The following is a 25,862-nucleotide window of genomic DNA, read 5'->3' on the forward strand; positions in this document are numbered from 1 at the left end:
GCAAACACAGATTAACGGAGTAAACCGCAATGCCTAAACTGCGAAGTGCCACCACCACCGAAGGCCGTAACATGGCCGGAGCGCGCGCCCTTTGGCGGGCAACAGGAACCAAAGAAGAAGATTTTGGTAAGCCGATTATCGCGGTAGTGAACTCATTCACTCAGTTTGTACCAGGTCACGTTCACCTTAAAGATTTAGGTCAATTAGTGGCTAGGTCTATTGAAGACGCAGGCGGTGTAGCCAAAGAATTCAACACGATTGCTGTCGACGACGGTATTGCCATGGGCCACGGCGGCATGTTGTACAGCTTGCCGTCACGCGACCTTATTGCTGACTCAGTAGAATACATGGTGAACGCACACTGCGCCGATGCCATGGTATGTATTTCTAACTGTGACAAGATTACTCCGGGAATGTTAATGGCCGCGATGCGGATCAATATTCCGGTTATCTTTGTTTCTGGCGGCCCAATGGAAGCCGGTAAAACCAAACTAAGCGATCAAATCATTAAACTTGATTTGGTAGACGCCATGGTAATGGGTGCCGATCAAAATGTATCAGACGAAGACAGTGAAAAAGTAGAACGCAGCGCTTGCCCAACTTGCGGCTCTTGTTCTGGCATGTTCACCGCTAACTCGATGAACTGTTTAACCGAAGCGCTAGGTTTAGCTCAACCAGGTAATGGTTCAATGCTAGCCACTCACGCCGACCGCGAAAAATTGTTTGTAAACGCGGGGAAACGTATCGTTGATTTATGTACTCGCTACTACCAACAAGATGACGAAAGTGCTTTGCCACGCTCAATCGCTACCTTTAAGTCCTTTGAAAATGCCATGACCCTTGATGTCGCGATGGGTGGCTCAACCAACACCGTATTACACCTATTAGCAGCCGCCCAAGAAGCAGGCGTAGATTACAACATGGACCATATGGACCAGTTATCTCGCAAGGTGCCTCAGTTATGTAAAGTGGCCCCGTCCACCAACAAATACCATATGGAAGACGTGCACCGCGCTGGCGGGATTATGGGTATTTTAGGTGAGCTAGACCGCGCCGGATTAATTAACCGTAATGAGCCAAACGTAATGGGCGAAACCATGGCCGATACCTTGGCTAAATGGGACGTGATGCAAACCCAAGATGAAGCGGTATTAGACTTTTACCGAGCGGGGCCAGCGGGTATTCGCACCACTAGAGCCTTTAGCCAAGATTGTCGTTGGGACACCTTAGACCAAGACCGCGCAGAGGGCTGTATTCGCAGCCTAGAGAATGCCTTTAGCTTAGAGGGTGGCTTAGCCGTATTGAAAGGTAACATCGCCCTAGATGGGTGTATTGTTAAAACCGCTGGTGTCGATGACGACAATCTTGTGTTCCGCGGCCCGGCTTGTATCTTTGAAAGCCAAGATGACGCGGTGGCTGGTATTTTAGATGGCACAGTAAAAGCCGGTGACGTGGTGCTAATTCGCTACGAAGGCCCTAAAGGCGGCCCTGGTATGCAAGAAATGCTCTACCCAACCTCTTACCTTAAGTCGATGGGACTAGGTAAGAAGTGTGCCTTATTGACTGACGGACGCTTCTCTGGCGGTACTTCTGGCTTATCTATTGGCCATGTCTCACCTGAGGCCGCCAGCGGTGGTATCGTCGCTTTAGTTGAGCCAGGCGATATTATCGACATCAATATTCCTGAGCGTAGCATTAGCCTCGAGGTCAGCGATGTTGAACTGTCTGAGCGACGTGCAGCGATGGAAGCAAAAGGCAGCGATGCATGGCGACCTGTTGGCCGTGTTCGTGAAGTTAGCACCTCACTTAAAATGTATGCTCACTTCGCCACCAGCGCCGACAAAGGCGCGATACGCGATCAAAGCAAACTAGACTAAATAAACGTTAACTTGTTTAATTAAATAGCCCGGTTCACCGGGCTTATTTTTTAGTTGCTCAGGCTGGATGATTTACCTTATTCTCTGCCTCAGGTTACTCGGTAGTAGCCGATAATTATCTTTTGCTTTAGAAAAATCAGTATTACAGACTTTGTTACCCCCGAGTTGAGATTCAATTATGACGCAACACTTACCCAGTGCTAACGAATACCTTCGTCGCATATTACTCTCGCCAGTATATGAAATAGCCCAAGTCACCCCGCTACAAGATATGACTAAATTATCTAAGCGGATGGCTAATCATATTTTGCTGAAGCGTGAAGATCGCCAATCGGTGCATTCGTTTAAACTACGTGGTGCCTACAACAAAATCGCTCAACTCAGCGAACAACAACGCCAACGCGGAGTGATTGCTGCATCAGCAGGTAACCACGCCCAAGGCGTGGCCATGTCGGCGCAACGTCTCAATATTTCCGCCATCATCGTAATGCCTACCACCACTCCCGACATTAAAGTTGATTCAGTGCGAGCTATGGGCGCTGACGTGCGCTTAGTCGGTGACAATTTCGATGAGGCTAGCCACTACTGCAAACAACTAGCAGCAGAACACGCTTATACCTTGATCCCTCCCTTTGATGATGTAGACGTGATCGCAGGCCAGGGCACTATAGGCAAAGAGTTGCTTGAACAAGACATGCATCTAAATGCGGTATTTGTACCGGTGGGCGGCGGCGGCATAGCTGCAGGTGTGTCGGTTTACATTAAGCAACTGATGCCACAGGTTAAAATCATTGGTGTAGAAGCCGAAGACTCCGCTTGTTTAACCGCTGCGCTAGCTGCTGGTAAGCCCACCCCGCTTGAACGAGTGGGTCTATTCGCCGACGGCGTAGCTGTGAAGTTAGTGGGCAGCGAAACCTTTCGCCTTTGTCAACAATATCTCGATGAAGTGATTACCGTTAACTCTGACGAAATTTGTGCCGCGGTTAAAGATATTTTTGAAGATACCCGCGCCATATCAGAGCCCTCTGGGGCCCTAGCACTGGCAGGTTTAAAAGCCTATGCCCAACGGCATAAACTAACAGACCAACGCTTAGCAGCTGTATTATCTGGTGCTAACGTAAACTTTCATAATCTACGTTACGTATCAGAGCGCACCGAATTAGGAGAGAAAAAAGAGGCAGTATTAGCGGTTAATATCCCAGAGCGCCAAGGCGCTTATTTAGAGTTTGTCGAACACTTAGGTGGGCGCGCCATCACCGAGTTCAACTACCGTTACGCAAACGACCAACAAGCAAGTATCTTTGTCGGTATTCGAGTCAGTAATAGCGACAAAGAGTTGCCACTATTATTAGAGAGGCTAGACGGTAGCGGCTATCACGTTGCCAACCTCAGTGATGACGAGCTAGCCAAGCAACATGTGCGCTACATGGTGGGCGGACGCCCCGGTAAAAGGCTAAACGAACGCCTCTATAGCTTTGAGTTTCCTGAACAACCGGGCGCCTTGCTTAAGTTTTTACGTACCTTAGGTTCACACTGGAACATCACCCTATTTCATTACCGTAACCATGGCTCGGCTTATGGTCGCGTCTTAGCAGGCTTTGAATTTCAAGACAGTGACAAACAAGCCTTCACTGAGCATTTAGCGCAACTAGGCTTTGATTACCGCGACGAAAGTGACAATACCGCCTATCAGTTTTTTCTTGCCCATCAAGATTAAAGACTTAGCCCAATAGCGCAACGCTGATCTTATTAACCCGATTATCGCGAATAATCGGGTTATTCGGTTTATGCGCGTGACCCAAAGTAAACAAAGCCCTATATAGAAGCTTGGTTTTTGGCTTTTCTATATTGGATACCTTACTTATGTTGAAATCGACTCATGTTATTTCAGTGCTGCTTGCTGCGGTTAGTTTCAGCCTCAGCGCCGATACTCTCACCCTAAAAAATGGCAGCGTATTACAAGGCACTTTACTGAGCCGAAGCAGTGAGAACATCCAGTTTGAAGTTGCCGGTAATAGCATGACCTTTAATACCGCCGACGTACAAGGATTAGAGCTAGACTTAGCGGCCCCGACCAAGGCAGAGCCAACAATTAGCCAGCCAAGCAGTAAGCAGCCAGTAGCAACACAAAGTACCATTCCGGCTGGCACGCCATTAATGATTAGCCTTAACTCGCCACTCAGTAGCCGCGAACACCCATCAGGGCATCGCTTTAGCGCAACACTTGAAGGTGACCTTTTGGTAAGCGGACAGCTTATCGCTAGCAACGGTAGCACGGTATACGGCAGAGTATTAGAAAGCCAACAAGCTGGCCGCTTAGCCGGAAAATCTAGCATAAGCATCGCACTCACCGACATCACTATCAATGGTCAACGGGTTGCCATTCAAACCAATAGTTTTAGTGGCTTAGGTGATGCTCAGGCTAAAAACACCGTTAAGAAAACGGCCGGAGGGGCAGCCATTGGAGGCCTAATCAATGGTAGTGATGGGGCTAAAGATGGCGCCAAGGTAGGCGCGGGTTTATCCTTACTAACCCGCGGTGGCGCGGTACAAATCCCGGCTAACACCTTGTTAGAGTTTCATACCAGTGCTCAAGTTAATATTTAGTCATTAGCTCAAGGTAAAGGATACCGAGTTACTGCTCGGTATCTGCCCAGTTAAACTTGCTTTCGTCTACGCCATGCTTGGCTTCGTTAATTCGCTCACGACGTAATAACTCTTCTTCTCGAGCCGAATCAATTTCATGCATAATCGCCGCAATATCGGCCACCGTATCGCTTTGTTTAAACTCACCGGTCAGCTCGGTACCAGCAGTTAGCTCGCCTTTTTCATACAAAGCCCAAATTTCTTTGGCGTATTCGGTCGTCAACAATTCGGGGGCGTATTGGCCGTAGTAGTCGCGCATATTGTTCACATCACGCGCTAACATCCACTCTGCATTATTATTAGCTGCAGCGTCGACTGCTTGCGGTAGGTCAATGATCACTGGACCGTATTCATCCACCAGCACATTAAATTCAGACAAATCGCCATGGATCAACCCTACGCAGAGCATACGCACCACATAACGCATCATCATTTCATGGTCTTCTAGCGCTTGCTCGGCGGTCATCAATACGTCATTGAGTCGTGGCGCTACGAAGCCTTCATCGTCGGTGACTAACTCCATCAGTAAAACACCATCAAAACAGCCGTAAGGCTCAGGCACTCTCACACCAGCCGCCGCTAGCTTATATAAAGCATCAACTTCGGCACTCTGCCAAACTTTCTCTTGCTGCTCACGACCAAACCCGGAACCTTTTTCCATCGCCCGGGCACGGCGACTGTTGCGTACTTTACGCCCTTCTCGATAGGCGACGGCTTGTTTAAAGCTTCGCTGAGTGGCGTCTTTATACACCTTGGCACAGCGGATTTCGTTACCACAGCGTACGATATACACTGAAGCTTCTTTACCGCTCATCAATTGGCTTTTAACCTCGTCAACTAAACCATCGTCAACTAAGGGCTGTATTCTCTTAGGTATTTTCATATCGCTCTTATACCTTAGTTAGCTAGCAGATGGAATATTAAGCTTACAAACCATCAGTGATTATTAAGCAAATGCATTGATATAATGTACTACTTCGTGAGGGCTGCCTGCAGCCAACTGGCATGCTCACTGGGTTTAACAAACGTCCAAGCAACAAAACGACTGACTTTTTGCCCTTGTCCCATTTTAATCGTTTCAACTTGCAGAGCACCCTCCCGCTTTAAGGCTTGATAAACGCCTTTAAGGTTAGCTTCTTTAGATATTAAACTCGTAAACCACAGGGACTGAGTAGCAAATAACTGGCTTTCGCTGATCATATTTTTGACAAAGCTCAATTCGCCTCCCTTACACCACAATTCGTTACTTTGGCCTCCAAAATTAAGCTTTTTCTGATTACTGGCACTGGCTTTTAAATTACTCTGCTTACGCTGAGTCCCTGCCAAAGCTTCAGCTTGTGAAGCATGAAACGGGGGATTGCACAACGTGGCAACAAAACAGTCATCGGCTTGAATCATACCTTGAAAAATATGCTGACTACGCCGTTGTAGCCGTAATTCTATATTGCTACTTAGCTGTGGGTTTGCCGCAATGATCAAGCCCGCAGACCTCAATGAGTCGCTATCAATATCTGAACCGACAAACGACCAAGCGTACTCACTGCTACCCACCAAAGGGTAAACACAGTTCGCGCCCACTCCCACATCTAAACAACGCACCTTATTGCCACGCGGAATACTACCGGCATTGCTGCTAGCCAGTAAATCGGCCAAGTAATGGATGTAATCAACACGCCCCGGAATTGGCGGACAAAGATTATGTTTAGGTATTTTCCAATCTTGTATGTGATAGAAGTGCTTTAGCAGGGCCTTATTTAAACAAAGCACCGCTGCAGGATTAAAGAAATCGATAGATAAATCGCCGTACTTATTAGGCGCAACAAAAGTTTGCAGCTCAGGACAGCTATTGATTAAGGCCGGAAAATCGTACCGTTGTCGATGTTTATTACGAGGGTGCAGCTGACTTTTAATGGCGGGGTGAGCCTTTTTTTTATCATGCATTTTTGTTGCTGAGCCTAAACATTCAGGAATACCCAATGATTATAAAGCGAAGCGCCAATAAAGGCTTGTATCGATTACCATCCAGCAAACAATCTGGTTAATGACAAAACTGTGATCAACACTGATGACAAAAAACTCAATATAGTGAAAGATATCATTATCAATTGCTAAGTAATTGAACCTTCAGAGGCTTGTGTGAAAAAGATGACAAATTAACTACTTACAGATCATCGTTGATAGCTAAATCACTTCATAAGCTCTGCTAACAGCAATCTTACAAGGAAAGTATAATATGTTTAAACACCTACTGTATGGTGCGCTACCCTTTGCCGTGCTTACGGCACTGAGTGGCTGCTCAGACGCCCCCGAACCAGAAAAAGAACTGCCTACCGGCGAAGCTAAAGCCGAAAGCTTATTAGATATGAGTAGCATCGCCGTAGACGATCAACCCGCTCTTGCCAAAGACTGGTACAAAGGTGCGGTATTTATGGAGATTTTTGTTCGGAGTTACAAAGACTCAGACGGTGATGGCATTGGCGATTTTAAAGGCCTCACCTCGCAACTGGATTACCTTACAGAGCTAGGCGTAGAAGGGATATGGCTAATGCCCTTTAGCGAAAGTTCAGATAAAGACCATGGCTATGAAGTCGTCGATTATCGTCGCATCGAAAGCGATTATGGTACTCGCGAGGATTTTGATGAGTTTTTGGCGCAAGCGCATGCCCGCGGCATTGGCGTAATCGCTGATTACCTAATCAACCACAGCTCGGGTGATAACCCAGTATTTATCGATGCCAATAACAATGCGGGGGGTAAACGAGATTGGTATATGTGGGAAAACACTAACCCTGGGTGGACAAATTGGTCTGGTTCAGACTCTTGGCATAAGGGGCAATACGGCTATTACTACGGAATATTCCAATCTAATATGCCAGATTACAACTTTCACAATCAGGAAGTGCTTGAGTTTCATTATAACAACTTACGCTACTGGCTAAATGCAGGAATGGATGGCTTCCGTTTTGATGCCATGGCTCATCTCATCGAAAATGGTCCCAACCAATGGGCAGGCCAACCCGAAAACGCCGCCATTATGTACGGTATTCAGCAACTGGTGATGGAAGACTATCAAAACCGCTATATGATTTGTGAAGACTCAGGTAATTCGCTAGCCGCCACCCAAACAGATTTTTGCGGTTCAGCTTTTTCCTTCTATCTCAATTATTCGATTATGAATACCGTTAAAAATGGTAGCACCGAGAATAGTGGGATAAGTGAATGGCTCGTGCAGCCTTCATTAAGCAGCATGGGCTTATTGTTAGCCAACCACGATAGTTTTGCTGGTGAACGCATCTTTGAACAGGTAAATGGTGACGAAGCTAAATACCGTTTAGCCACCGCCACTTTACTGACGATACCGGGCCAACCCTTTGTTTACTACGGGGAAGAAATTGGTATGGGGCATACCAAAAATAGTGGTGGTGATTACTTACTAAGAGCACCAATGAGTTGGACAAGCGAAGGAGGTTTTACCACCGGTATCCCTTATCGCGCGATAGCTAGCAATACTGCTAACTACAATGTGGCCGGCCAACTAGCTGACACTAACTCACTCTACCATCACTATAAAAAGCTCATTCAACTTCGCAAGACCACCCCCGCTTTACGTAGCGGAGACCTTAGTGTTTTACACGTAGGAGAAGTGCTCGCTTACCGCCGTTCAGTCTCAACAGGAGATGTTTTAGTCGTGCTGAATTACAGCGACAGCAACCAAGCGGTGAATATTCCTTTAGAGGAATCATCAGCGGTGTTAAGCCCGCTAGCCGGGTTTGGGTCTAGCCCTCTTACTAGCAGCTCTGCAGGCGAGCTTAATCTAAATCTGCTGCCACACGAGATAAGAATTTACCAATACTAAAACCACCCATAATGCTCAGGGTCTGTTAGCGTCACGCTAGTCAGCTCGCTGAGCATTTATCGAACAAACTCAATCAACCATTCGCCACCTAAAGCAACATCAACTCGCTGCTGTTGAAGCTCTAGCTGATTGGATTGCTGCTGCCATTGTGTCAGTAGCTTACCGTTAAAACTCACTGTTTTAACCCTCTGGGTCACCGCCAAGTTTACCAATGCCAACTGATAGTTACGCGTCAAAGGAGAATCAGCGTATTGCCCCTTCGCAGGCAATATAGAGATCCGCAACTGCTGGCTGGTGGTATCAACCTTAAAGTCAGTCTCTTGGATTTGTTGCTGCTGATAGGCAATGCTACTGCCGTCATCTTCAATTAACCGCCCCTGCGCCCGTCCTTTTTCGTCTAGCACAATTAATAAATCCAAGTCGTTATTTTCAGCTTGGCGAGGAATAATATGGCCCGCTTTTACAAACAACGGTAAGCGGTATACCTCATCAACATACAAATCTTGATTAAAGTTCTCTCCATTGCTGCTGAGCATTTGCTTAGCACGGTAATCAAACCATTGGCCTTTAGGTAAATAAACAGCGGTCGTTTTAGCCTTATCTTTAGCTTCCAAGGCAACCAGTAAGGCATCGCCTATCAACTTCATTGAGCCATTCACTCTGGCTTTTGGATCTTCTTGATAGCCATAAACCAAGGGAGCGACTACCGCCTTACCTTCTCGCCAAGCGTGGTGTGCAAGCGTGTAATAATAAGGATTTAGAGCATAACGCTGCTTTATGTTGAACAGATTACTGACGGTATCGCCCATTCTGTCTGGTGCGGTTTCTTTACAATTACAAAGGTTAAGTGTGTGGGGACGAACGGGTACATTAGTAAACAATGCAGTAGCCAACCATTGAGTATATTGCTCGTCCCATGGTGTGCCATGAAAACCACCAATATCAGAACCAAAGTAATCAATCCCAGACAAGCTCATATGCATTTGGGCATTAAAATGGCTACGCAAATTTGCTAGATTTACGCCAATATCTCCCGACCACATTGCTACCCCGTATGATTGGCTGCCAGCAGTGCCGGAACGGCTCATAATAAACGGCCGTTGGCTACGCTGGTTGCGTATGTAACCTTGGTGAATGCTGCGACTCCAAAGCAGATTGTAAAGATTGTGCACACTTGCGTGGTCATGTTTATGTTCGCCATCAATATCTACACCTGCGTACCACGCTTTGCGGTGATAAATTTCTGGTTCACCTAAATCGGTCCAATGCGCAATAACACCATCATCAATTAACGCTTCACGACGGTAGTCATGCCAAAAAGCAGCACCTTTTTCACTGGAAAAATCGAGCATGCCACCTTTGCCCCACCATGGGTTATCTTTTATATAAGCAGGGTTCATACAAGGTGGCTTGCAGCTACGCGCTAGAGCACCAGCATGCGCTAATGAATCGTATTCATTAAGCGCGCCACCGATGTAAGGTTCTTCAATCACCATGACTCCAATACCACGCTGCTTTAAATCGGCAATTTTTTGTTTAGGCTTGGGGAAATTGTTTTCATCCCAAGTGAGAGAACCCATTTGAGTGTGTTTAGAATCTTCTTTTATGCCACCAAACCATTGCAGATCAAGAACCACTCCAGACAAAGGAAACTGCGCTTTTTGTAGCGAAGCGAGTTTGCTGTCTAACTCCTGCCAGTTATCAAAGCCATACTCCGACAACCATAAGCCAAACATCGCTTTAGGCGGTACCGGCGGACGACCAGTAAGCGCGAGATAACGAGAACGTAAATCCGCAAGGTTTTCACCCGCAATTAATAGGATACGAGCACGTTGGCCTTTGCCCTGTATTTGATAAGGCGCGTTTGTAAAATCAAACACTAGCGGCTCAATATGGTCAAAAAATAAGGCTAAATTTTGCTTACCCTCGCCTAATAAATACATGATAGGAATTTGGGTATTACCCACTGCACCTTCACCTTGATATACCATAGCGTTACCCATGCGGTTACCCGGTAAACGTTTGCGACCTAGCCAATCCCCATCGGCCTTCCCTTGAGTATTGTGCTGTTGTCCTAAACCATAAATTTGCTTAATACCGCCTTTAGTTAAGCTTAACTTCCAGCGATTGTTAGCCTGTGATTCGATGCAAAGCACGCTCAAGGCTTGTTTTGCGTGTGCCGCATCACCAAGCGATAAGCACTGGCCATGTTGCTCGGGGATGATGTTGTACCAAGGACTAGTTATCTCCTCAGTAATAGGACTTAAGGACACCGACAATAAATTGGATGCAGCGAGCATTAAGCTAGGCTTAAATTGGTTAAGCGCTGGCGAACCCGTGGTTATTACAACTGTGTGTTGATCTACCACCTCACCTTGCCATATCGCCTTGTTCGCTTTAGCCGTAAACGCCCCCAAGCTAATGAGCAGTGCCAACACTACGTTCGCAATAAATTGCCCAGCCATTTTCATGCTTATTCCTTTAATCCATGCCACATTAAACTACCGACATTATCAGTAATTAACTCGCTTAATAAGTTAATTCACCCAGCCCTTGTAAAACTGTGAGATAAAATTGAATAGGTCTTAGTGATAATCTAAAAAACTGCATAAATGCCCAATACTCTCAAACAATAAGGCGTCCAGCGAGAAACTAACAGCGCAGCATTTAAAGCATAATTAATAACAAAAATTAGACTTATCAACTACCAATTTATATATTTGTAACTTTTAATAGAGCTTTAGTGATAAAAATATAGTTTTACTTTTTGACTCAAATAAAAGACATTCTCAACCTTATAGTTCAGCATTTGCTGATCTTTTAATATAATGGATTGAGAGATATTATGAATAAGTTTTTGGTACTCACCAGTAGTGCCTTAGTAACTTTAGCCCTAAGTGGCTGCGGTGGAAGTGATGGAAACAACGATGATGAAAAACCACCTATAGACGAAACCATCACGGGCACATTTATAGATGCTGCGGTAGAAGGTTTGTATTACAGCGCATCACCTAGTGGCACTAATGGTTACACCGACGCTGAAGGTAATTTTAACGCAGCACCTGATGATGTAGTGTCTTTCTACTTAGGTGGTAAAGATGGCATGTTTATCGGTAATAGTTCTTACCGTAAAGTCGTTTCACCTTTTGAAGTTACCGCCGACAATACGTCTGCAATGAACTTAGCTCGTATCTTACAATCATTAGATGACGCCAGCACTGGCAGCATTGTAATCCCAGAAGACATTGCTAAACCACAACCAGAGAGCAATACCTTAATTGCTTTGCAACAGGTAAAGCTAAATAATTTGGGCTCGGCTGATGCCTTACTTGAAGAAGTAGAAGCAAATGAATGGGTGAGTGAAGAAGACGCAGCAGCTCACCTTGACGAATCTTTAGATGGCATTGAGCGTGGCGATAGCAACGTAATAGCGGCCTTTAGTCAAGGTAGCGGCGAATACTTACGTTTATCGGAGGTGGTTATTACCAGTAAGAATGGCAGCAACCCTAGCATGCAAAATGTGCATATGGATCGCACTATTCCCGATGAAGCCTTTAAAAATAGTAGCTTCGGAATCAGCTCTGAGATACTGCATTTAGCACCACAAGCCTTAGTCATTAAAGCAGGGGCATCTGATCATCGTTATAGCTCTGTATATGCTCAAGAATTTATTGCTTGCCACTTAAATGGTGGTGACTTTGACATTGAGCAATCAGGTCCAGAATGTCACAACAATACGTCTAATGATTATCACGCCAATGATTTTGCGATTGAAGCAGGTTTTGAGCTGGTAGTTAAAGATCCAAGTAAAGTGAATGAAGAAGACGAATCCATTGCTTACGAAGACGTAGCTGGGTTTGGCGGTTTATTCGAGTGTATGAACCAGAAAAACTGTACTCAAGCTTCCCTGACTACACGTGGTAGTACTCAGTTTGACGACGAAGAACAGCAACAACAGTTTTACAACACCAGCTACGATACCGCTACTGGCATCTATACCGACAAAACCACAGAGCTAACCTTTGACGGCGACGGTAATACCATTCGCGAAACAGAGTCTATTGCTTACAGCTACTTAGTAAACCCTGGTGTTGATAACGCAGAGCGTTATATTGATTTTACTGGTACATGGACAGCCAATACCAACATCGAGGGTTGTAGTTTACGTGGCCAGCTTAGCTACACATTTGGTAAAGATAATGTGCAGGTTGTGGGTAAAGAACTTCATACTCAACAGGGTGGCGAATGTACTTTAGAAGACATGGACGAAACCGTGTCTTATGCTGAATTAGCTAACATGGCATTTTGGTGGTTTGGCGTTAATGAAGGTCAACAAACCAAGGCTACATTGGCTCAATTGAATTCGACAGTTCGTTGGTGTGATGATGACGAAGTGCTCGAAGGTCAATTATGCCAACAGCCCAAAATTGAGCAGTGGACTTATGTTGCTGCTGGCCAAAACTGGGATCAAGGTGTATTGACTTCTACAGCGTTTATTCAAGGTAAACAAAGCTTCATTACCACTTTCAGTAAATCTATCTAAGCGAAAAAATTCATCAAGGCGCTTTAGGGCGCCTTTTTTATTGACGCAATTATTGCTTAAGCGGCTCAATCACTTCTTTAAGGGCTACAGCGTGTAATTGCATAATACATGTTGTCGCTTTAGCATTTTTATAGCTTACTTTCATGTCGCATAAAGCATACATGTGCTGGAGATTTCTGCCGGTATTGTAAGCTTTAGTTAAGGCTTGCTGCGCTTTGTTCACCTCGAAGGGCTCTAACGATAAACCATATACATACCAACAATGGGCATTACTTGGCTCAAGCTCGGTAGCTTGCAGAAAGTACTCAGTCGCTAACTCCGCTTGTTTTTGCCTTCACACACTCAAACCTGCGCTATAGCGCAACACACCACTTTGTTGGCTGAGCGACTATCCCTTATTGTAAGGAATACACTGAACTCGACCATCAGCAAATTCCACCAGGTAATGTTGTAGGGGATAAAACCAAAGGTGAAACTAACAGGGTAATTATGAAATAAGCCATCTGGACCTTCAATGTTCACCCATCACTGCTCATCTTTACGAAATAAGCGGTTGTTTTTAAAAGCAAATTAAAAACAGGCAGCGTCAAAATCACCTAACGCAGACTCCTGATCCGCATGGCGCATTGCCATATGATGCTCTGCGTCGTTTTTGTACGTTAAGTACCAAGTAACATTTTCAAGCCGTTCACATGCGTACTACTCAATGTATACTGGACGGCTTTATAAATATTATTTGGAGCGACTATGTTCAATATAAGTGATACCGATTGGCATCTAGCTGGCATCGAAAGTGAATTGAGAGAACAAACTCGTCTCATGAAAGAAGCCAGAAGGAAGAAGTCCAAGAACAACACCGCTAAAGATGGTGAAGTTCAATTTACAATTCCTGCCTACGCAAAGTGCCCGAAGTATAAAGCTTCGTTACGAAAGCCTGTAGCTGAACATCAAAAACCAATTTTGCAGAATTCAAATGAAACCTTTTCTATTGATTCTATGTTTTCTGGCTTGCGGGATTCAGTCCGCTCAAGCCTCAGAAAGATTGCCAATTCAATCTAGATAACAAGCTAGAGAGGCAATGCGTTGTGAAGTATATAAACAACGTGCTGATAGAATGGCGACTAATGAAGCTCGCCATAAAGCTACACAAAAGTACACTAACACTAAAAATGGTGTTAATGATGTGAACTTTGCCATTGTGTATACTGCTCTTCATAGTAGTTGATGCAGGCCCGCATATTCTGCAGCCACCAACGCTCTGCTAAAACCAGTAGTGACCAGATGTACCGCATTCAGCTACATCAAGTAATATCTGCCAAGCGCTTACTCATAAACTTACTGTAAGGGTCTGCTTGATAGCTAGCAAAAGGGCCACAAAAATCAAAACCAAAAGACTGATACAAAGACCAAGCTGGGGCAAATGCCTCCATTGAGCCAGTTTCTAAACTTAATTTCTGATAACCGCGAGATAGAGCCTCATCCAATATATGGCGCAGCAACGCTGCTGCTACCCCTTTTCGCAAATGAGCATTGGCAGTGCGCATTGATTTAAGCTCTGCATGTTGCTCATTGAGCTGCTTTAGTGCGCCACAGCCGGCCAATTCATCACCTAACCATAAACACCAAAGCTCACATCGCCGGCCTGTAAGCCACTCACATCTAGAGTATGAACACTTTCAACCGGGGAGTGACAAAGCATATCTTTGTGATGCTCTTCCAATAAAGCGCGCACTTGCGGCTCCGTTACGTCGCTTAATCGTATATCCATCACAGCATCTCCCTATGTTTGGCTTAGTTTTTCTTCACTTTACCTTAGAGCTGAGCTTGAAACCAAGTAGAGATTAGAGAGGGTAACAGAGTGTTAACCACGCTCCATATGGATCTGCGGATCACTCATCGGGTTAAACCCAAAGGCACGATATAATTGCTGGGCATCTTTACAAACTAATTTAAAACGACGAATATCCTGCAACTGAGGATGCGCCATAATACGGTGCATCATGGCTTTAGCTAACCCCTTACCTTGATGCTCTTCTAACACAAAAACATCAGCTAAGTAGGCGACGGTAGCATAATCTGAAACAACCCGAGCAAATGCAACTTGCTGTTGGTTTAAATTGAATGCGGCAAAGCATAGAGAATTATCAATTGAAGTTTTAACAGCACCTTTAGATATTCCCTTGGCCCAATAGCTTCGCACCAATACTTGGTGAATTAACGACACATCAAGCTGAGCTTTATCAGTGCCTACGTAGTATCCCTGTTGCATTGTTAGGCCCTCCTCATTCCATGAACTAAACATGACACTTGCCAAAGTTCTGTAAATCTAGCTAGAGCTTAAAAAACAAACAAGTTGGAGAAAGTAACGTTTAGTAACTTTGAAATTAGCATTTGTAACAAATATGAAACAAACCTTCGCCAAGCCTATAACAGCCAGCCGTTCACTGATTTAAACCAATGGTGACCAATAGAGTAAGCCAACAGAGATTATTAAAAAATGAGACACAAGGCAGGCAAGCCTTCATCTGTACATTTACATTTTTCGGGATATTAGCTGGCGCGATTGCGCCAACTGGTCACCGAACGCTGTTAGCCAATATCCGCGTGAACCTATAGGCAATAGGTTTATCTCGCCGTTTTACGGGCTTTAATTAGCTTTTAGGCAACAAATAAAAATTGGGCTGCCAGCGCTCCATGTGGATTTCGGGGTGAGCCAATTCGGTAAAACCAAATTGTTCATATAAAGAATGAGCATCTTGAGTGGCTAGTTTAAAGCGGCGAATACCCTGTAATTTTGGGTGAGCCATAATACGGTGCATTAAAGCTTTAGCTAAGCCCTTGCCTTGATGTTCCTCTAATACAAACACATCGGCTAAATAGGCAAAAGTGCTATAGTCACTAATCACTCGAGCAAAACCCACTTGCTGTTTATTGTAATCATATACCGCGAAGTTTAACGAGTTTTCGATAGACTGCTCTACAGTAGCTTTAGGGATACCTTTGGCCCAATAAGAATGATGTAGCACATGATAAATAAGGTCTATATCTAACTCGGCCTTATTAGTGCTAATGTAATATTCTGGATGCATTTAACAACGCTCCCTTCAGCTGAAAAATCAGTACCCACTACAAATAATCTACCGATAGTCCGGCTTTAACACAAGGTTTTAACAGTGATTCAGTGTTGAAAATGGCTTTATTGCTATAGGATTATAAAATTCATAAACTTAATAAAAAGTTATTGTTTTTAAAAGCTAAAATCACTGGGGTAGAGGTGAAAACCATCAAAATCCTGCTTACTTAACGGGCACCCTAACTGACGTAAAATGGCGTAACACATCGAATAATGAAAGAAAAAGTTTGGCAACATGTAAAGCTGTAAGTAGCGCAAGCCGGTCAACTCCAATTTGGCAAAGCCCGCAGTGGTAGTTATGCGTAACTCTTCGGCACCAATAAACTGTTCAGTCTTTAGCTGTTGTAAATATTGAATAGAGTGTTGAACTTGTAACCTTAAGCTATCCACACTTAGCGTTTCAGCATTGAAGCTCACGATGTCTTCCCTCGCTAAAGGGCAACAAGCGCGCAGGGAAAAATTAATAGCGGTACTCAATTGCTGGCCCAGCGAAAACATGTTGTCGGCTAAGCGAGCGTCCAACAACGCCGATTCTGCTAATTGCTGTTCGTTAGCAAAACTGTCCATCTGTTCCAGCAAATGGGCTATTTGTCCTAAATAATGAATAAACACCGGCACCGACGCCGAGTACAAGGTAATGTTAGAATAAGGGGGCATGACACATCATCCTTAAATCAATCATATGGTATAACAACTCTTAATCAGTAAACTGGCAAGATCTTATTATGGAATTATCCATCTGGAAGCGATTCAAAAAGCTAATCGGCAAAGCGTTATTAGAGCAGCAGCGTGTTTGGATTATTTCCCGCCACGACAGTTTGGCACAACAAGATATTTACCCTTTAAGCGAATCAGAATTAAGCCAACGCACTTGGCAACAGCGGGGCTTCTCTGTCAATGCGGCCAGTCGAATTGAGCGCCTGTTGCCGGGTTCATTAATCGAGCTACCCTGCCAAGAACATCATGTCACCGTGACGAGAGTCAAATAACTTATTCGAACGAAGCACAATGGGTGCAGACCGAATGATGATTGGGTTTCAAGCAAAGGGTTGACCAGTAAAATGGCACTAAAAAAGGGCCGCTAAGGGCCCTTTAGAAACAAAGGTAATGGCCTAAGGAGCCATAGTGTCCACGTTAAGCACTAGGCCTGTAAAATCATCGGTAGCCACCGCTGAGTATACTGCGCCATTGGCCACAGTAGCCATGCTCATGACCGCTGGGGTGTAAGTATCATCACTGGCCAAAATCACAGCAAAGGTGTATGCGCCTGCGGGTACATTAAGTACAGCTGTACCTTTAAAATCAACCCCTGACAATACCGCCGTATCTGCGCTAAAGTTGCCATCGGCAGAGGCATGAATGTCTACCAAACCTAAGCCTGCGGCGGTAGGGCTAGCATGCACTACACGAATCTTAGAGTATAAGGCTACCGAGCGTAAATCTTCGGCTATCACTAACGGTTCAATGGTATTATCGCTAACAGCGTTTAGTTTACCCACCGCATAGATACTGGTTTCAGCGCCGGCGTCTAACATCACTCCAGGGGCATCAATCACCACCAAACTATTATCGGCACTGGCAGCCACACTTAGGTCATAAGTCGTGGCCGGTAAGTCGATGCTACGAAACTCTTTAAACATAATATTGGTTAGGCCAGCTACCGCCGCATCACTAGCCAAAACATCAACCGCTGGCGCGTCATCTACAGCATGTACAACCCGAACATGGCTGGTTTCGCCCATGTCTCGCACAATACCGACTTCGTTACCGTCGGCCAACAATAGGTTTACCGGAGACAAGCCCCCCATGTCGGTATTAGGCACGGCGGTTAGCATTAAGTCACTACCACCAGCAATAGCTATGTTTCCACTATCAAACACCACGGTTTTGTCACCAGTACCGGTAATGCGAATTCGGTAGGTATCTGCTGGTACGGTTACGGGTAAATCGGCACTGTCGATTTTAAATTCTAGGTTAGTCACTGCTGCGTCTACACCAGTAATATCACCTTCGGTAGACAGGTAGATATCTACACCACCTACTCCTGGGTGGCCATGTAATACATCAATACGTACACTGCCAGAATCTACCGCAATGTTACTTCTCGACAAGACAACCGGCTCAAGTGCAGTAGCCGTATTTAACGCAATAATGTCATACTGCATTTCCGGCGAGAACTCCAAGTTTGCAGCTATCACTTCAGCATTATCACCAGGAAGAATGGCGTCAACACTAATATCATAACTACCAGAAGTAACCGGTACCCAAGCGCTACCTTGGCGGTAATCAACCATATTTAATCCAGCAAATGTTTCACCGTTGGCTTTTACTTCTACCATGGGCGCATCGGCACTGGCATGGGTGACACGAACAAACGACAAAGGTACGGTAACGTGGTCATCGTCGCTGCCACATGCTGCTAGCAGAACTGCAGAGCCGATTAGTAAGCCTGATTTTACAAGTTTCATCTTCATTCCTTAACTATTCTTGTTTTGGTTTCACAGAGATCTACGGCAAGGAATTTGGTTACGATCACTACTGAGTTTTTCAACGCTGTAGCTATCACCGCATTTCACAGCGCAGTGGCAAATATTCACAGCAAGTCTTGGCAGGTAAATCTATAGCCAAGGCATTGAAAAGGATGGGGTACATCTTACTGCAACAATAGCGACGCAAAAATGTCACATAAAAGTCATAGGCTACTGCTTTATTTGCCAGCGACTCGAGATAAACATGGAACGTAATCAATCTACATTTGTAGCCTGTAGCTTTGGCTTATTGCTAGCTAGCGCTTTTACTATTAGCCCTGCTCAGGCGATCAAGCAGCCAATAAGCCCAGTAAAAAAATTACAGGTAAGCTGTAAGACTAGTCAGCAGCCACCGCAAACTACGTCGCTACAAAGCCTAAAGCTAGAATTAGTCGCCAGTCATTTTTCAGGAAGTGAGTTTGATACTTCATCCGCTGAAATTGTTTCTTACGACGCCTGCAGTGACAAACTGTATGTGGTTAATGCCAAAGATCAAAGTGTTGACGTTTTAAGCCTAAGTGACAGCAACAGCGCCCCCAGTAAACACGGTAATATCAATCTGCAGGCCGCCGCCCATAAAGCCGGGATTGAAATCGGTGACGCTAACAGCGTAGTGGCTAAAAATGGCCTAGTGGCAGTCGCCATTCAAAACCAAAATAAGCAACAAAATGGCATTATTGCTTTATATCGCTCAGACGACCTCAGCCTAATCAATAGCTACCCAGCGGGCGCCCTACCTGACATGGTTACCATGACTGAGGACAGTCGTTACTTGCTCAGTGCCAACGAAGGCGAGCCAAATGGTGATTACTCTGTTGACCCAGAAGGCTCCGTTACTATCGTAGATCTCGCCACAGGCTTTAGTGATCAACAAGCCACCGTGACCCAAGTTGATTTTAGGCATTTTAACCAAGATCAGCCCCGTCATAATGAGTTAGACCAGGTACGCTTACCAAGCCCGTTGGGCGCGAGTGTCGCTCAAGATTTAGAGCCTGAATATCTCGCCTTAACCAGGCATGGCAAAGTGGTGGTCGCGTTACAAGAAAACAACGCTATCGCGCTTATCGATATTGCCAGCGGCAAGGTAGACTCGATAAAAGGTTTAGGGCTTAAAAGCTGGGCATCAGTGGAAGATGGTGGCGATGGCGCCAAACTAGACCTAACCAACAAAGACAAACAGTTTATCCAAGCTAGCTATCCGCAACTGGTGGGTTATTACATGCCCGACTCTATCGCCACCTTTAATATCAAAGGCAATGATTACATCATCACTGCCAACGAAGGTGATGGCCGCGAATATGTCTATGCGACTACTCAGGCAAAATGTGAGGGAATGGACCACCAATGGGATGGCCAAAAGTATCAAGTAGGAGGCGGTGACGAAAACGCCAAGCACTACCAAAACAAAATTGGCGACTGTATTTCTTATACCGATGAGACCCGCGCTTACAAACTTAAAGTGGATGCTAAACACCCCTTAATGAATCAAACAAGCTATGGCCAAAAGGGCACCATTGCCAATAAAAAAGCGCTGGGGCGGATTAAAGTGGTGGCGGACAACAAAACAATTGGTGAAAATGATCTGGTTTACACCTTTGGGGCCCGCTCGTTCTCTATTTTTGATTTACAAGCCAAGCGTATCTTTGATAGTGGTAACCAACTGTCAGATTTAGCTAATTCAAATAAACACTGGAATAGCAGTAATGACAATCAGTCCAGTGACAATCGCTCTGATGACAAAGGCGTAGAACCAGAAGCCATTGCAGTAGCAAACATCAATGGCTCAACCATTGCGTTTATCGGCTTAGAGCGCCAAGGGGGAATTGCCGTTTATGATGTGTCTAAACCATCCTCACCAATAATGCTAGATTTCATTAACAATCGTGACTTTAACCAGCCTGTTTGCAGCAAAGTTGACCAAGATGGTGATTGTGAAAATAACCGTTATAACCCAAAAGCGGGCGATTTGGGCCCCGAATCTATTGCCTATTTTTCGCGCCTAGGCAAGCACTATATTGCCGTGGGTAACGAAGTGTCGGGTACCACAACAGTTTATCATTTGGCGATAAATTAACGCTTGATGCTACCCACCTCAAGCACTTGAGGTGGGACTAAGCACCACTGGTGACTACTTACAGCAAAACCTTTAAGAAAATACGCCTTACATTCATCGCGCTGATAACTCTGCAATATAAAGACAACAATACCACTTAACACTCAATCAACATCAAGTTTAAAGCTCACTATTAGGCCTTTATTTTTAGGCTTAAGCAGGTCAGTAGACACTCATCGGGCAACAACAGAATTGGGTTTAAGCACCATCAATAGTGTTTTTTGTTTTGCTGAATGTTAACTATGCCTCAAAAACTGAAGCAACCGTCGTGAAACCGCTTACTTTTTCTTAATTCCAAGCAAAAATTCTCTAAGATAAGCGCCATAAAAGGTTACCCAGCAATAATAGCAACTTGAGTTGCATGCTAAACGCCGACTATATTCCACGAAAAACCAACCAGAGGATCAGCAGCATGTCGCAGCCGTATACCAACCCATCTCTCAGTACCGCTGAGCGAGTCAAAAACTTACTGTCTCTTATGACTGTGGAAGAAAAAGTGGGGCAAATGCTGCAGCTACCCGCCAATATGCCAGGTAACATGGATAAGTTGGAAGCATGGAATGTCGGCAGTTATCTTCATTGCACTGGCAACATGGCAACCGATCTACAGCGGCGCGCCGCCAAATCGCGTTTAGGCATTCCTCTAATTTTCGGTATTGATGCGATTCATGGGCACTGCTTTGAAAATAGCGGTACTGTGTTTCCAACTCAATTAGCTTTATCTTGCGCTTGGAGTAAACCACTTGCCGAAAGCATGGCGCATATCACCGCTATCGAAACTAGAGCTTGTGGGCTACATTGGACCTTCTCTCCGGTATTGTGTGTAGGTCGTGATAGCCGCTGGGGCCGCATAAACGAAACCTTTGGTGAAGATCCTTGGTTAATTGGTGAGTTAGCTGTAGCCACTATTCATGGTTATCAAGGGGATACTCTAGCCTCTAATCAAACCATTTTAGCCTGCGCTAAGCACTATGTGGCGTACGGTGAGTCTAGCGGCGGCCGAGATTCCTACGAAGCAGATGTTTCTCCACGTAAACTCATGTCGATCTTTTTGCCTCCTTTTGAAAAAGCGGTAAAACAAGGCAAAGTGGCTACTTTAATGGCCGGATACCAAGCCATTGACGGTGTACCGTGCAGTGCTAGCAGCTGGCTAATGCGCGAAATCCCTAAGCAACAATGGGGCATGGAAGGCTTTATTGTTACCGATTGGAACAATATTGGATCTTTATACAAGACCCAAAAAGTGGCTAACGACTACCGTCATGCATCAAAAATAGCTGTAGAAGCTGGCAATGATATGATCATGAACACCCCTGAATTTTATGAAAGCACCGTTGACCTAGTGCATAAGGGCGAACTAGACATTGCCTTAATCGACGATGCAGTGGCCCGCATGCTCACCAGTAAATTCGACTTAGGTTTGTTCGATGATTTCCGCTATACCGATTTAAGCCAGAAAGACACCATTTTAGGTAAAGCTGAACATTGGGAAGCGTCTTTAGAAGCCAGCCGCCAATCGCTAACCCTACTGACCAACAACGGCATACTGCCACTGGTAGAGGCTAATAAGCCTAAAATATTGCTATGTGGTGCTAATGGCGATGACTCCATTGCCCAACTCGGAGACTGGTCATTTGGCTCTATTCAAGCAGATGCTGCCGACGACAATTATCATCGAGACGATACCGTAACGATGCGTTTAGGCTTGCAAGCCGCAGCCGATGCGGGTCGTTGTGAACTCAACTATGTAAGAGCTGCCGCCCCAGCTGAAGCCGATTTTGAAGAAATTGCCCAAGCGGTAGCCGCCGCCAATAACAGTGATATTGTGATTGCCTGTGTCGGCGATACTTTAAGCCAACATGGAGAGTTCCATGACCGAGCGAATCTAGACTTAAGCGGCCAACAACAGGCAATGTTAGAAGCCTTAAAAGCCACCGGCAAACCATTAATTGTTATTTACATCGCCTCTAAACCGCTGACCATTAGCTGGGTAAAACAGCATGCCGATGCCTTAGTGTGTGCCTTTAACCCTGGAGCAAAAGGTGGCACCGCCTTAACAGAATTACTGTTTGGTGATTTAAACCCTAGTGGCAAACTCACCATTAGCTTTCCAGAACATGTTGGGCAAATGCCGGTATTTTACAATAAGTACGAAGGCTGGCACGCCTACTTGTCAAAACGCACTGACCACCAAGAGCGTTACATCGACATGCCAAGCTTACCGCTATTTTGCTTTGGTGAAGGGCAAACCTATACCCAGTTTGAATACTCTGAACTGACCGTTGAAACGCCAGTTCTAGAGGCTAATGATGACCTTGATAATGGGCCTAGCTTAGAAGTATCTGTCACCTTAACCAATACCGGCGAACGCAGCGGCACTGAAATTGCGCAGCTGTACATTCATGATTGTGTAGCATCGGTAACGGTGCCGGTAATGCAATTACGTGGATATAACAAGGTAGCGCTTGCAGCAGGCGAAAGTCGTAAGCTGTCGTTTAGCGTACCTTACCAAGATTTATCGCTGATAAACGCGCAGCTACAAAAAGTAGTTGAGCCGGGAGAGTTTAAAGTACTCGTCGGGGCATCGTCCAAAGCAGAAGACTTGCTGAGTGCAGACTTTAGCGTCAGCTAAAGGGCAAAGCTGTTGTTCAAAAAGCCCTTAGCTGTAAGCTTAAGGGCTTTTTTAGGCCTCGGGGATGTGTAACAGCAAATCCGTTACCCCAAGATCGATGCCTTGCTGAGATAACAAAGTACTTACTTGACCACGATGATGAGTTTGATGATTAAAAAAATGCAGCACTAAACTGCTAAACAGCTGGCAATGAGCAACACCTTTGCTGTTGAGATAAGTTAAATTGAGTTGTAAATCTTGTTCCGTTAACTGCTGTGTAAACGCCACTATCACTTTATCCATTGCCTCTCTTGCCGCCGCTAAGCGAGAGAGATCGGTGTGTATAATAGCGTCTAATGCCTTAGGGCTAGGTAAAGCCGACATATCCGCCAAACAACCGAAGCCACGAGGATGTGCAGCGAAACGCTGCAACCACAGCGTATCACCGACTAAAATATGGTTTAGAGTGGCAAAAATAGAGCCAAAGAACGCTCCTCGATTTTGCTCTAGTTGCTGCTGACTAAGCTGTTGCGCTGCGGTATAAACTTGCAGATTCATCTCTTGGTTGTATTGCGCCATCAACTCAAAAGCCGGTTTCATTGCTTTGCTCCTGCCTTATCGGTTTACATCTAGCTCATAATGATAAAACTCAAGATCTTTCTTATAGCCAAGGCCTTCATATAAGGCTTGCGCTGGGTGATTATCCAATGCAGTGGCAAGCTCTAGGGCGATAGCATCAACGTCAAGCGCATGTTGCTTGGCTGCATTCATTAAGCTTCTTGCCACGCCTTGGCCGCGAGCGGCTTCACGCACATACAAGTCATTCAAAATGAGTATCGGCTTAGCTCGAGTCGATGAAAAGCTAGGGTATAACTGGATAAAGCCTAAAGCTTGCTGCTGTTGATGGTCAGATAAGGCTATCAAAATGGTCGACTGTTGGCCCTGCATCCGCTGTTCGATAAACGCTGTAGCTAATGACAAATCATCGGCTTGCTGGTAGAAAATTCGATACTGATTAAATAGCTCGGCCACGGTATCCAAATGCATTAGACCGGCTTTAATAACGTTTACTGACATCCGTTAAATTCCTTATAAGCTAACGTTTATATGTCGAACCCTTACGCTAGCCAACATTGTCACTGTTGGCTAGCAAAAAAGCTTCGCGCTAAGCTTTATCTGTTAGCTCGTCGTCTAATACTTCGGTGGTATCGTCTTCACTGAAATACGCCATATCACGGGTATTTTTTTGCACTGCAATAGCGGCAAACAAACATAAGCTAAAAGCCATGGCATAAAAGCCTTTTTCACTCAATAACAGCGTGGCGTTGAACAAACCAATGGCCAGTAAAGCCACTGCGGTAGCCAATGAAAACCAACTCAAGGCAAAATAAATAGCCGTCACTTTAATCCCTTCCAGTTTATCACGAACCGATTTCTGTAGTGAGACAGCAGAGAACAAACCAAATAACAGCAGAGTGAAGTAATAGCCTTTTTCATTTAATTGCATTTCTGCATTCCATAAACCCAACAAATAAGCCCCGGTTCCAAGTATTAATGCAGCCCAAGATGCGCCAATAAATGCAGCGGTAGGCTTAGCTAAGTGATGATTTTCCATTTTGTTGTTACTCCTTAATGATGCCGCTAAAGCATCATTATCTAATTGATTAATAAATAGGGTATCGCAATCTGCTTTTAGCCAACGGAACGCTTAAGCAGCTTAGTGGTGGTGTAATCTAGGCGAATTATAAAAGTGCTTGAGACGCGTTGTGTTGGTAAAGCACCACCGAATGTTGTAATAAATCTTTGTCGTTTAAGTAGCGAGCTATACTGGTAAAAGTAGCTGTTTGTGGCTTGCCTTGGTGGTCTTTAGTGGTGACGTCATCAAGAAACAAGCCACCCATAAACAATTTGAAACGGCTCACCTTTACCGGCTGTGGCGTAAAATCTGATTTGGCCAACCATTTCAGCTCTTCGCGGTCAGTGGTGTTAAAAATAGCCGCATTTAGCATATCTAAAGTATGTTCTGTACAATTTTGATATTGCCCGTTAAAAGGATTGGCCAGTACCGAGTAATTGCTGTTGTGTACGACATGGTTGCCGCCATTTTGGATTAGCGCCAACAAACCAGCTTGTACTTCGGGCTTCGGTACAATAATACCCGCTTTAAGGCTATCGGCCCCCCAGAAGAAATCCACCGGATAATCTGTGACTAAGCTGCTATGGCCAAGATCACCCTGATTTTGGTAGAGGTTATAGATGGCATAACCTTTGGTGCTCTCCCCGGAATCTAAAGTAATATTTGAATACACCGCTAAGGCTGTGTGAGTAAATTGAACGCCTTCAGGCAAGTCTTTTTGTGGTCGCCCTACTCGGCCAATAATAAATACATTGGCACGCTGCTTGGCGGCGTATTTCTCAACATCTTTAGAAAACTTAGCAATGGCCTCAGGCTGATGTTTTGCGTCCTCGACTGGTGCACTGCCCGCAGAACAACACGCACTGAACAAAGTAATAGAAGCAAGCATGAGTAGTTGTTTAAATGGTTTCATGGTCAA

22 protein-coding genes and 1 pseudogene are annotated in these 25,862 nt (G+C 45.0%); 9 read left to right on the forward strand and 14 right to left on the reverse strand.

What is annotated here, in order from left to right; genetic code table 11:
* Nucleotides 1-29: 29 nt before the first annotated feature.
* The 3 genes from ilvD to ACVFI8_RS08180 all read left to right on the forward strand — a co-directional run bounded on the left by ilvD (nucleotide 30) and on the right by ACVFI8_RS08180 (nucleotide 4,484).
* The gene (gene ilvD, locus ACVFI8_RS08170) at nucleotides 30-1,877 is read left to right on the forward strand and encodes a dihydroxy-acid dehydratase (RefSeq protein WP_457873562.1); all 1,848 of its coding nucleotides are present in this window, start codon (nucleotides 30-32) and stop codon (nucleotides 1,875-1,877) included.
* Nucleotides 1,878-2,055: 178 nt separating this feature from the next.
* Nucleotides 2,056-3,594: a threonine ammonia-lyase, biosynthetic gene (gene ilvA / locus ACVFI8_RS08175; RefSeq protein ID WP_457873563.1), complete on the forward strand. Its 1,539-nt coding sequence runs from the start codon at nucleotides 2,056-2,058 to the stop codon at nucleotides 3,592-3,594.
* A 146-nt stretch (nucleotides 3,595-3,740) separates the two neighbouring features.
* Complete coding sequence (locus ACVFI8_RS08180; protein ID WP_457873564.1) at nucleotides 3,741-4,484, forward strand: hypothetical protein; 744 nt, start codon at nucleotides 3,741-3,743, stop codon at nucleotides 4,482-4,484.
* Nucleotides 4,485-4,512: 28 nt separating this feature from the next.
* Here the strand turns inward: ACVFI8_RS08180 and ACVFI8_RS08185 are convergent, their stop codons facing one another.
* Nucleotides 4,513-5,406 carry a PA4780 family RIO1-like protein kinase gene (locus tag ACVFI8_RS08185; protein ID WP_248713953.1) on the reverse strand — a complete coding sequence of 298 codons (894 nt, stop codon included), beginning with the start codon at nucleotides 5,404-5,406 and terminating at the stop codon, nucleotides 4,513-4,515.
* An 89-nt stretch (nucleotides 5,407-5,495) separates the two neighbouring features.
* A complete protein-coding gene (gene rlmF / locus ACVFI8_RS08190; RefSeq protein WP_457873565.1) occupies nucleotides 5,496-6,464 on the reverse strand; it encodes a 23S rRNA (adenine(1618)-N(6))-methyltransferase RlmF in 969 nt (322 codons plus the stop codon).
* Nucleotides 6,465-6,756: 292 nt separating this feature from the next.
* Here rlmF and ACVFI8_RS08195 point away from each other — a divergent pair, with 292 nt between their 5' ends.
* On the forward strand, nucleotides 6,757-8,379 hold the full coding sequence (locus ACVFI8_RS08195) for an alpha-amylase family glycosyl hydrolase (RefSeq protein ID WP_457873566.1): 1,623 nt from the start codon (nucleotides 6,757-6,759) through the stop codon (nucleotides 8,377-8,379).
* Between the two features lie 56 nt (nucleotides 8,380-8,435).
* Here the strand turns inward: ACVFI8_RS08195 and ACVFI8_RS08200 are convergent, their stop codons facing one another.
* A complete protein-coding gene (locus ACVFI8_RS08200; RefSeq protein ID WP_457873567.1) occupies nucleotides 8,436-10,850 on the reverse strand; it encodes a glycoside hydrolase family 31 protein in 2,415 nt (804 codons plus the stop codon).
* 374 nt (nucleotides 10,851-11,224) lie between these two features.
* On the opposite strand from ACVFI8_RS08200, the gene ACVFI8_RS08205 reads away from it, so the two are divergent.
* A complete protein-coding gene (locus ACVFI8_RS08205) occupies nucleotides 11,225-12,922 on the forward strand; it encodes a hypothetical protein (protein WP_457873568.1) in 1,698 nt (565 codons plus the stop codon).
* 49 nt (nucleotides 12,923-12,971) lie between these two features.
* Here ACVFI8_RS08205 and ACVFI8_RS08210 read toward each other — a convergent pair whose 3' ends face one another.
* Complete coding sequence (locus ACVFI8_RS08210) at nucleotides 12,972-13,145, reverse strand: hypothetical protein (RefSeq protein ID WP_457873569.1); 174 nt, start codon at nucleotides 13,143-13,145, stop codon at nucleotides 12,972-12,974.
* A 524-nt stretch (nucleotides 13,146-13,669) separates the two neighbouring features.
* Between ACVFI8_RS08210 and ACVFI8_RS08215 the strand changes: the two genes are divergently transcribed.
* Nucleotides 13,670-13,981: a hypothetical protein gene (locus tag ACVFI8_RS08215; protein WP_457873570.1), complete on the forward strand. Its 312-nt coding sequence runs from the start codon at nucleotides 13,670-13,672 to the stop codon at nucleotides 13,979-13,981.
* Nucleotides 13,982-14,223: 242 nt separating this feature from the next.
* On the opposite strand, the pseudogene ACVFI8_RS08220 reads toward ACVFI8_RS08215, so the two are convergent.
* The 5 genes and pseudogenes from ACVFI8_RS08220 to ACVFI8_RS08240 form a co-directional block, all read right to left on the reverse strand.
* Nucleotides 14,224-14,526, reverse strand: a pseudogene (locus tag ACVFI8_RS08220) (GNAT family N-acetyltransferase); the annotation flags it as partial.
* A 5-nt stretch (nucleotides 14,527-14,531) separates the two neighbouring features.
* Nucleotides 14,532-14,690: a hypothetical protein gene (locus tag ACVFI8_RS08225; protein ID WP_457873571.1), complete on the reverse strand. Its 159-nt coding sequence runs from the start codon at nucleotides 14,688-14,690 to the stop codon at nucleotides 14,532-14,534.
* A 93-nt stretch (nucleotides 14,691-14,783) separates the two neighbouring features.
* The gene (locus tag ACVFI8_RS08230) at nucleotides 14,784-15,191 is read right to left on the reverse strand and encodes a GNAT family N-acetyltransferase (RefSeq protein ID WP_248713948.1); all 408 of its coding nucleotides are present in this window, start codon (nucleotides 15,189-15,191) and stop codon (nucleotides 14,784-14,786) included.
* A 382-nt stretch (nucleotides 15,192-15,573) separates the two neighbouring features.
* Entirely contained in the window at nucleotides 15,574-16,011 is a 438-nt protein-coding gene (locus ACVFI8_RS08235) for a GNAT family N-acetyltransferase (protein WP_248713947.1), read from the reverse strand.
* Between the two features lie 158 nt (nucleotides 16,012-16,169).
* Nucleotides 16,170-16,712 (reverse strand): DUF1993 family protein, encoded by a 543-nt coding sequence (locus ACVFI8_RS08240; RefSeq protein ID WP_457873572.1) that lies wholly within the window; start codon nucleotides 16,710-16,712, stop codon nucleotides 16,170-16,172.
* A 68-nt stretch (nucleotides 16,713-16,780) separates the two neighbouring features.
* On the opposite strand from ACVFI8_RS08240, the gene ACVFI8_RS08245 reads away from it, so the two are divergent.
* Complete coding sequence (locus tag ACVFI8_RS08245; RefSeq protein ID WP_457873573.1) at nucleotides 16,781-17,044, forward strand: hypothetical protein; 264 nt, start codon at nucleotides 16,781-16,783, stop codon at nucleotides 17,042-17,044.
* Between the two features lie 123 nt (nucleotides 17,045-17,167).
* Here ACVFI8_RS08245 and ACVFI8_RS08250 read toward each other — a convergent pair whose 3' ends face one another.
* Entirely contained in the window at nucleotides 17,168-18,523 is a 1,356-nt protein-coding gene (locus ACVFI8_RS08250) for a DUF4397 domain-containing protein (protein ID WP_457873574.1), read from the reverse strand.
* A 265-nt stretch (nucleotides 18,524-18,788) separates the two neighbouring features.
* Between ACVFI8_RS08250 and ACVFI8_RS08255 the strand changes: the two genes are divergently transcribed.
* Together ACVFI8_RS08255 and ACVFI8_RS08260 are read left to right on the forward strand one after the other, a co-directional pair.
* The gene (locus ACVFI8_RS08255; protein WP_457873575.1) at nucleotides 18,789-20,657 is read left to right on the forward strand and encodes a choice-of-anchor I family protein; all 1,869 of its coding nucleotides are present in this window, start codon (nucleotides 18,789-18,791) and stop codon (nucleotides 20,655-20,657) included.
* A 451-nt stretch (nucleotides 20,658-21,108) separates the two neighbouring features.
* Nucleotides 21,109-23,328 (forward strand): glycoside hydrolase family 3 N-terminal domain-containing protein, encoded by a 2,220-nt coding sequence (locus ACVFI8_RS08260; RefSeq protein ID WP_457873576.1) that lies wholly within the window; start codon nucleotides 21,109-21,111, stop codon nucleotides 23,326-23,328.
* A 51-nt stretch (nucleotides 23,329-23,379) separates the two neighbouring features.
* On the opposite strand, the gene ACVFI8_RS08265 is transcribed toward ACVFI8_RS08260, so the two are convergent.
* From ACVFI8_RS08265 to ACVFI8_RS08280, 4 genes are all read right to left on the reverse strand, one after another.
* On the reverse strand, nucleotides 23,380-23,907 hold the full coding sequence (locus tag ACVFI8_RS08265) for a DinB family protein (protein ID WP_457873577.1): 528 nt from the start codon (nucleotides 23,905-23,907) through the stop codon (nucleotides 23,380-23,382).
* Nucleotides 23,908-23,922: 15 nt separating this feature from the next.
* Complete coding sequence (locus ACVFI8_RS08270) at nucleotides 23,923-24,384, reverse strand: GNAT family N-acetyltransferase (RefSeq protein WP_457873578.1); 462 nt, start codon at nucleotides 24,382-24,384, stop codon at nucleotides 23,923-23,925.
* 88 nt (nucleotides 24,385-24,472) lie between these two features.
* Nucleotides 24,473-24,922 (reverse strand): inner membrane protein YiaA, encoded by a 450-nt coding sequence (gene yiaA, locus ACVFI8_RS08275; protein WP_457873579.1) that lies wholly within the window; start codon nucleotides 24,920-24,922, stop codon nucleotides 24,473-24,475.
* A 127-nt stretch (nucleotides 24,923-25,049) separates the two neighbouring features.
* Nucleotides 25,050-25,856 (reverse strand): DUF2145 domain-containing protein, encoded by an 807-nt coding sequence (locus ACVFI8_RS08280; RefSeq protein WP_248713938.1) that lies wholly within the window; start codon nucleotides 25,854-25,856, stop codon nucleotides 25,050-25,052.
* Nucleotides 25,857-25,862 lie beyond the last annotated feature (6 nt).

The sequence above is a fragment of the Agarivorans sp. MS3-6 genome (assembly GCF_054112545.1).

Bases quoted from the DNA above. Each gene is read 5' to 3' on its own strand.
- ilvD (WP_457873562.1), top strand. From the start codon at position 30: ATGCCTAAACTGCGAAGTGCCACCACCACCGAAGGCCGTAACATGGCC.
- ilvA (WP_457873563.1), top strand. From the start codon at position 2,056: ATGACGCAACACTTACCCAGTGCTAACGAATACCTTCGTCGCATATTA.
- ACVFI8_RS08180 (WP_457873564.1), top strand. From the start codon at position 3,741: ATGTTGAAATCGACTCATGTTATTTCAGTGCTGCTTGCTGCGGTTAGT.
- ACVFI8_RS08185 (WP_248713953.1), bottom strand. From the start codon at position 5,406: ATGAAAATACCTAAGAGAATACAGCCCTTAGTTGACGATGGTTTAGTT.
- rlmF (WP_457873565.1), bottom strand. From the start codon at position 6,464: ATGCATGATAAAAAAAAGGCTCACCCCGCCATTAAAAGTCAGCTGCAC.
- ACVFI8_RS08195 (WP_457873566.1), top strand. From the start codon at position 6,757: ATGTTTAAACACCTACTGTATGGTGCGCTACCCTTTGCCGTGCTTACG.
- ACVFI8_RS08200 (WP_457873567.1), bottom strand. From the start codon at position 10,850: ATGAAAATGGCTGGGCAATTTATTGCGAACGTAGTGTTGGCACTGCTC.
- ACVFI8_RS08205 (WP_457873568.1), top strand. From the start codon at position 11,225: ATGAATAAGTTTTTGGTACTCACCAGTAGTGCCTTAGTAACTTTAGCC.
- ACVFI8_RS08215 (WP_457873570.1), top strand. From the start codon at position 13,670: ATGTTCAATATAAGTGATACCGATTGGCATCTAGCTGGCATCGAAAGT.
- ACVFI8_RS08225 (WP_457873571.1), bottom strand. From the start codon at position 14,690: ATGGATATACGATTAAGCGACGTAACGGAGCCGCAAGTGCGCGCTTTA.
- ACVFI8_RS08230 (WP_248713948.1), bottom strand. From the start codon at position 15,191: ATGCAACAGGGATACTACGTAGGCACTGATAAAGCTCAGCTTGATGTG.
- ACVFI8_RS08235 (WP_248713947.1), bottom strand. From the start codon at position 16,011: ATGCATCCAGAATATTACATTAGCACTAATAAGGCCGAGTTAGATATA.
- ACVFI8_RS08240 (WP_457873572.1), bottom strand. From the start codon at position 16,712: ATGCCCCCTTATTCTAACATTACCTTGTACTCGGCGTCGGTGCCGGTG.
- ACVFI8_RS08245 (WP_457873573.1), top strand. From the start codon at position 16,781: ATGGAATTATCCATCTGGAAGCGATTCAAAAAGCTAATCGGCAAAGCG.
- ACVFI8_RS08250 (WP_457873574.1), bottom strand. From the start codon at position 18,523: ATGAAACTTGTAAAATCAGGCTTACTAATCGGCTCTGCAGTTCTGCTA.
- ACVFI8_RS08255 (WP_457873575.1), top strand. From the start codon at position 18,789: ATGGAACGTAATCAATCTACATTTGTAGCCTGTAGCTTTGGCTTATTG.
- ACVFI8_RS08260 (WP_457873576.1), top strand. From the start codon at position 21,109: ATGTCGCAGCCGTATACCAACCCATCTCTCAGTACCGCTGAGCGAGTC.
- ACVFI8_RS08265 (WP_457873577.1), bottom strand. From the start codon at position 23,907: ATGAAACCGGCTTTTGAGTTGATGGCGCAATACAACCAAGAGATGAAT.
- ACVFI8_RS08270 (WP_457873578.1), bottom strand. From the start codon at position 24,384: ATGTCAGTAAACGTTATTAAAGCCGGTCTAATGCATTTGGATACCGTG.
- yiaA (WP_457873579.1), bottom strand. From the start codon at position 24,922: ATGGAAAATCATCACTTAGCTAAGCCTACCGCTGCATTTATTGGCGCA.
- ACVFI8_RS08280 (WP_248713938.1), bottom strand. From the start codon at position 25,856: ATGAAACCATTTAAACAACTACTCATGCTTGCTTCTATTACTTTGTTC.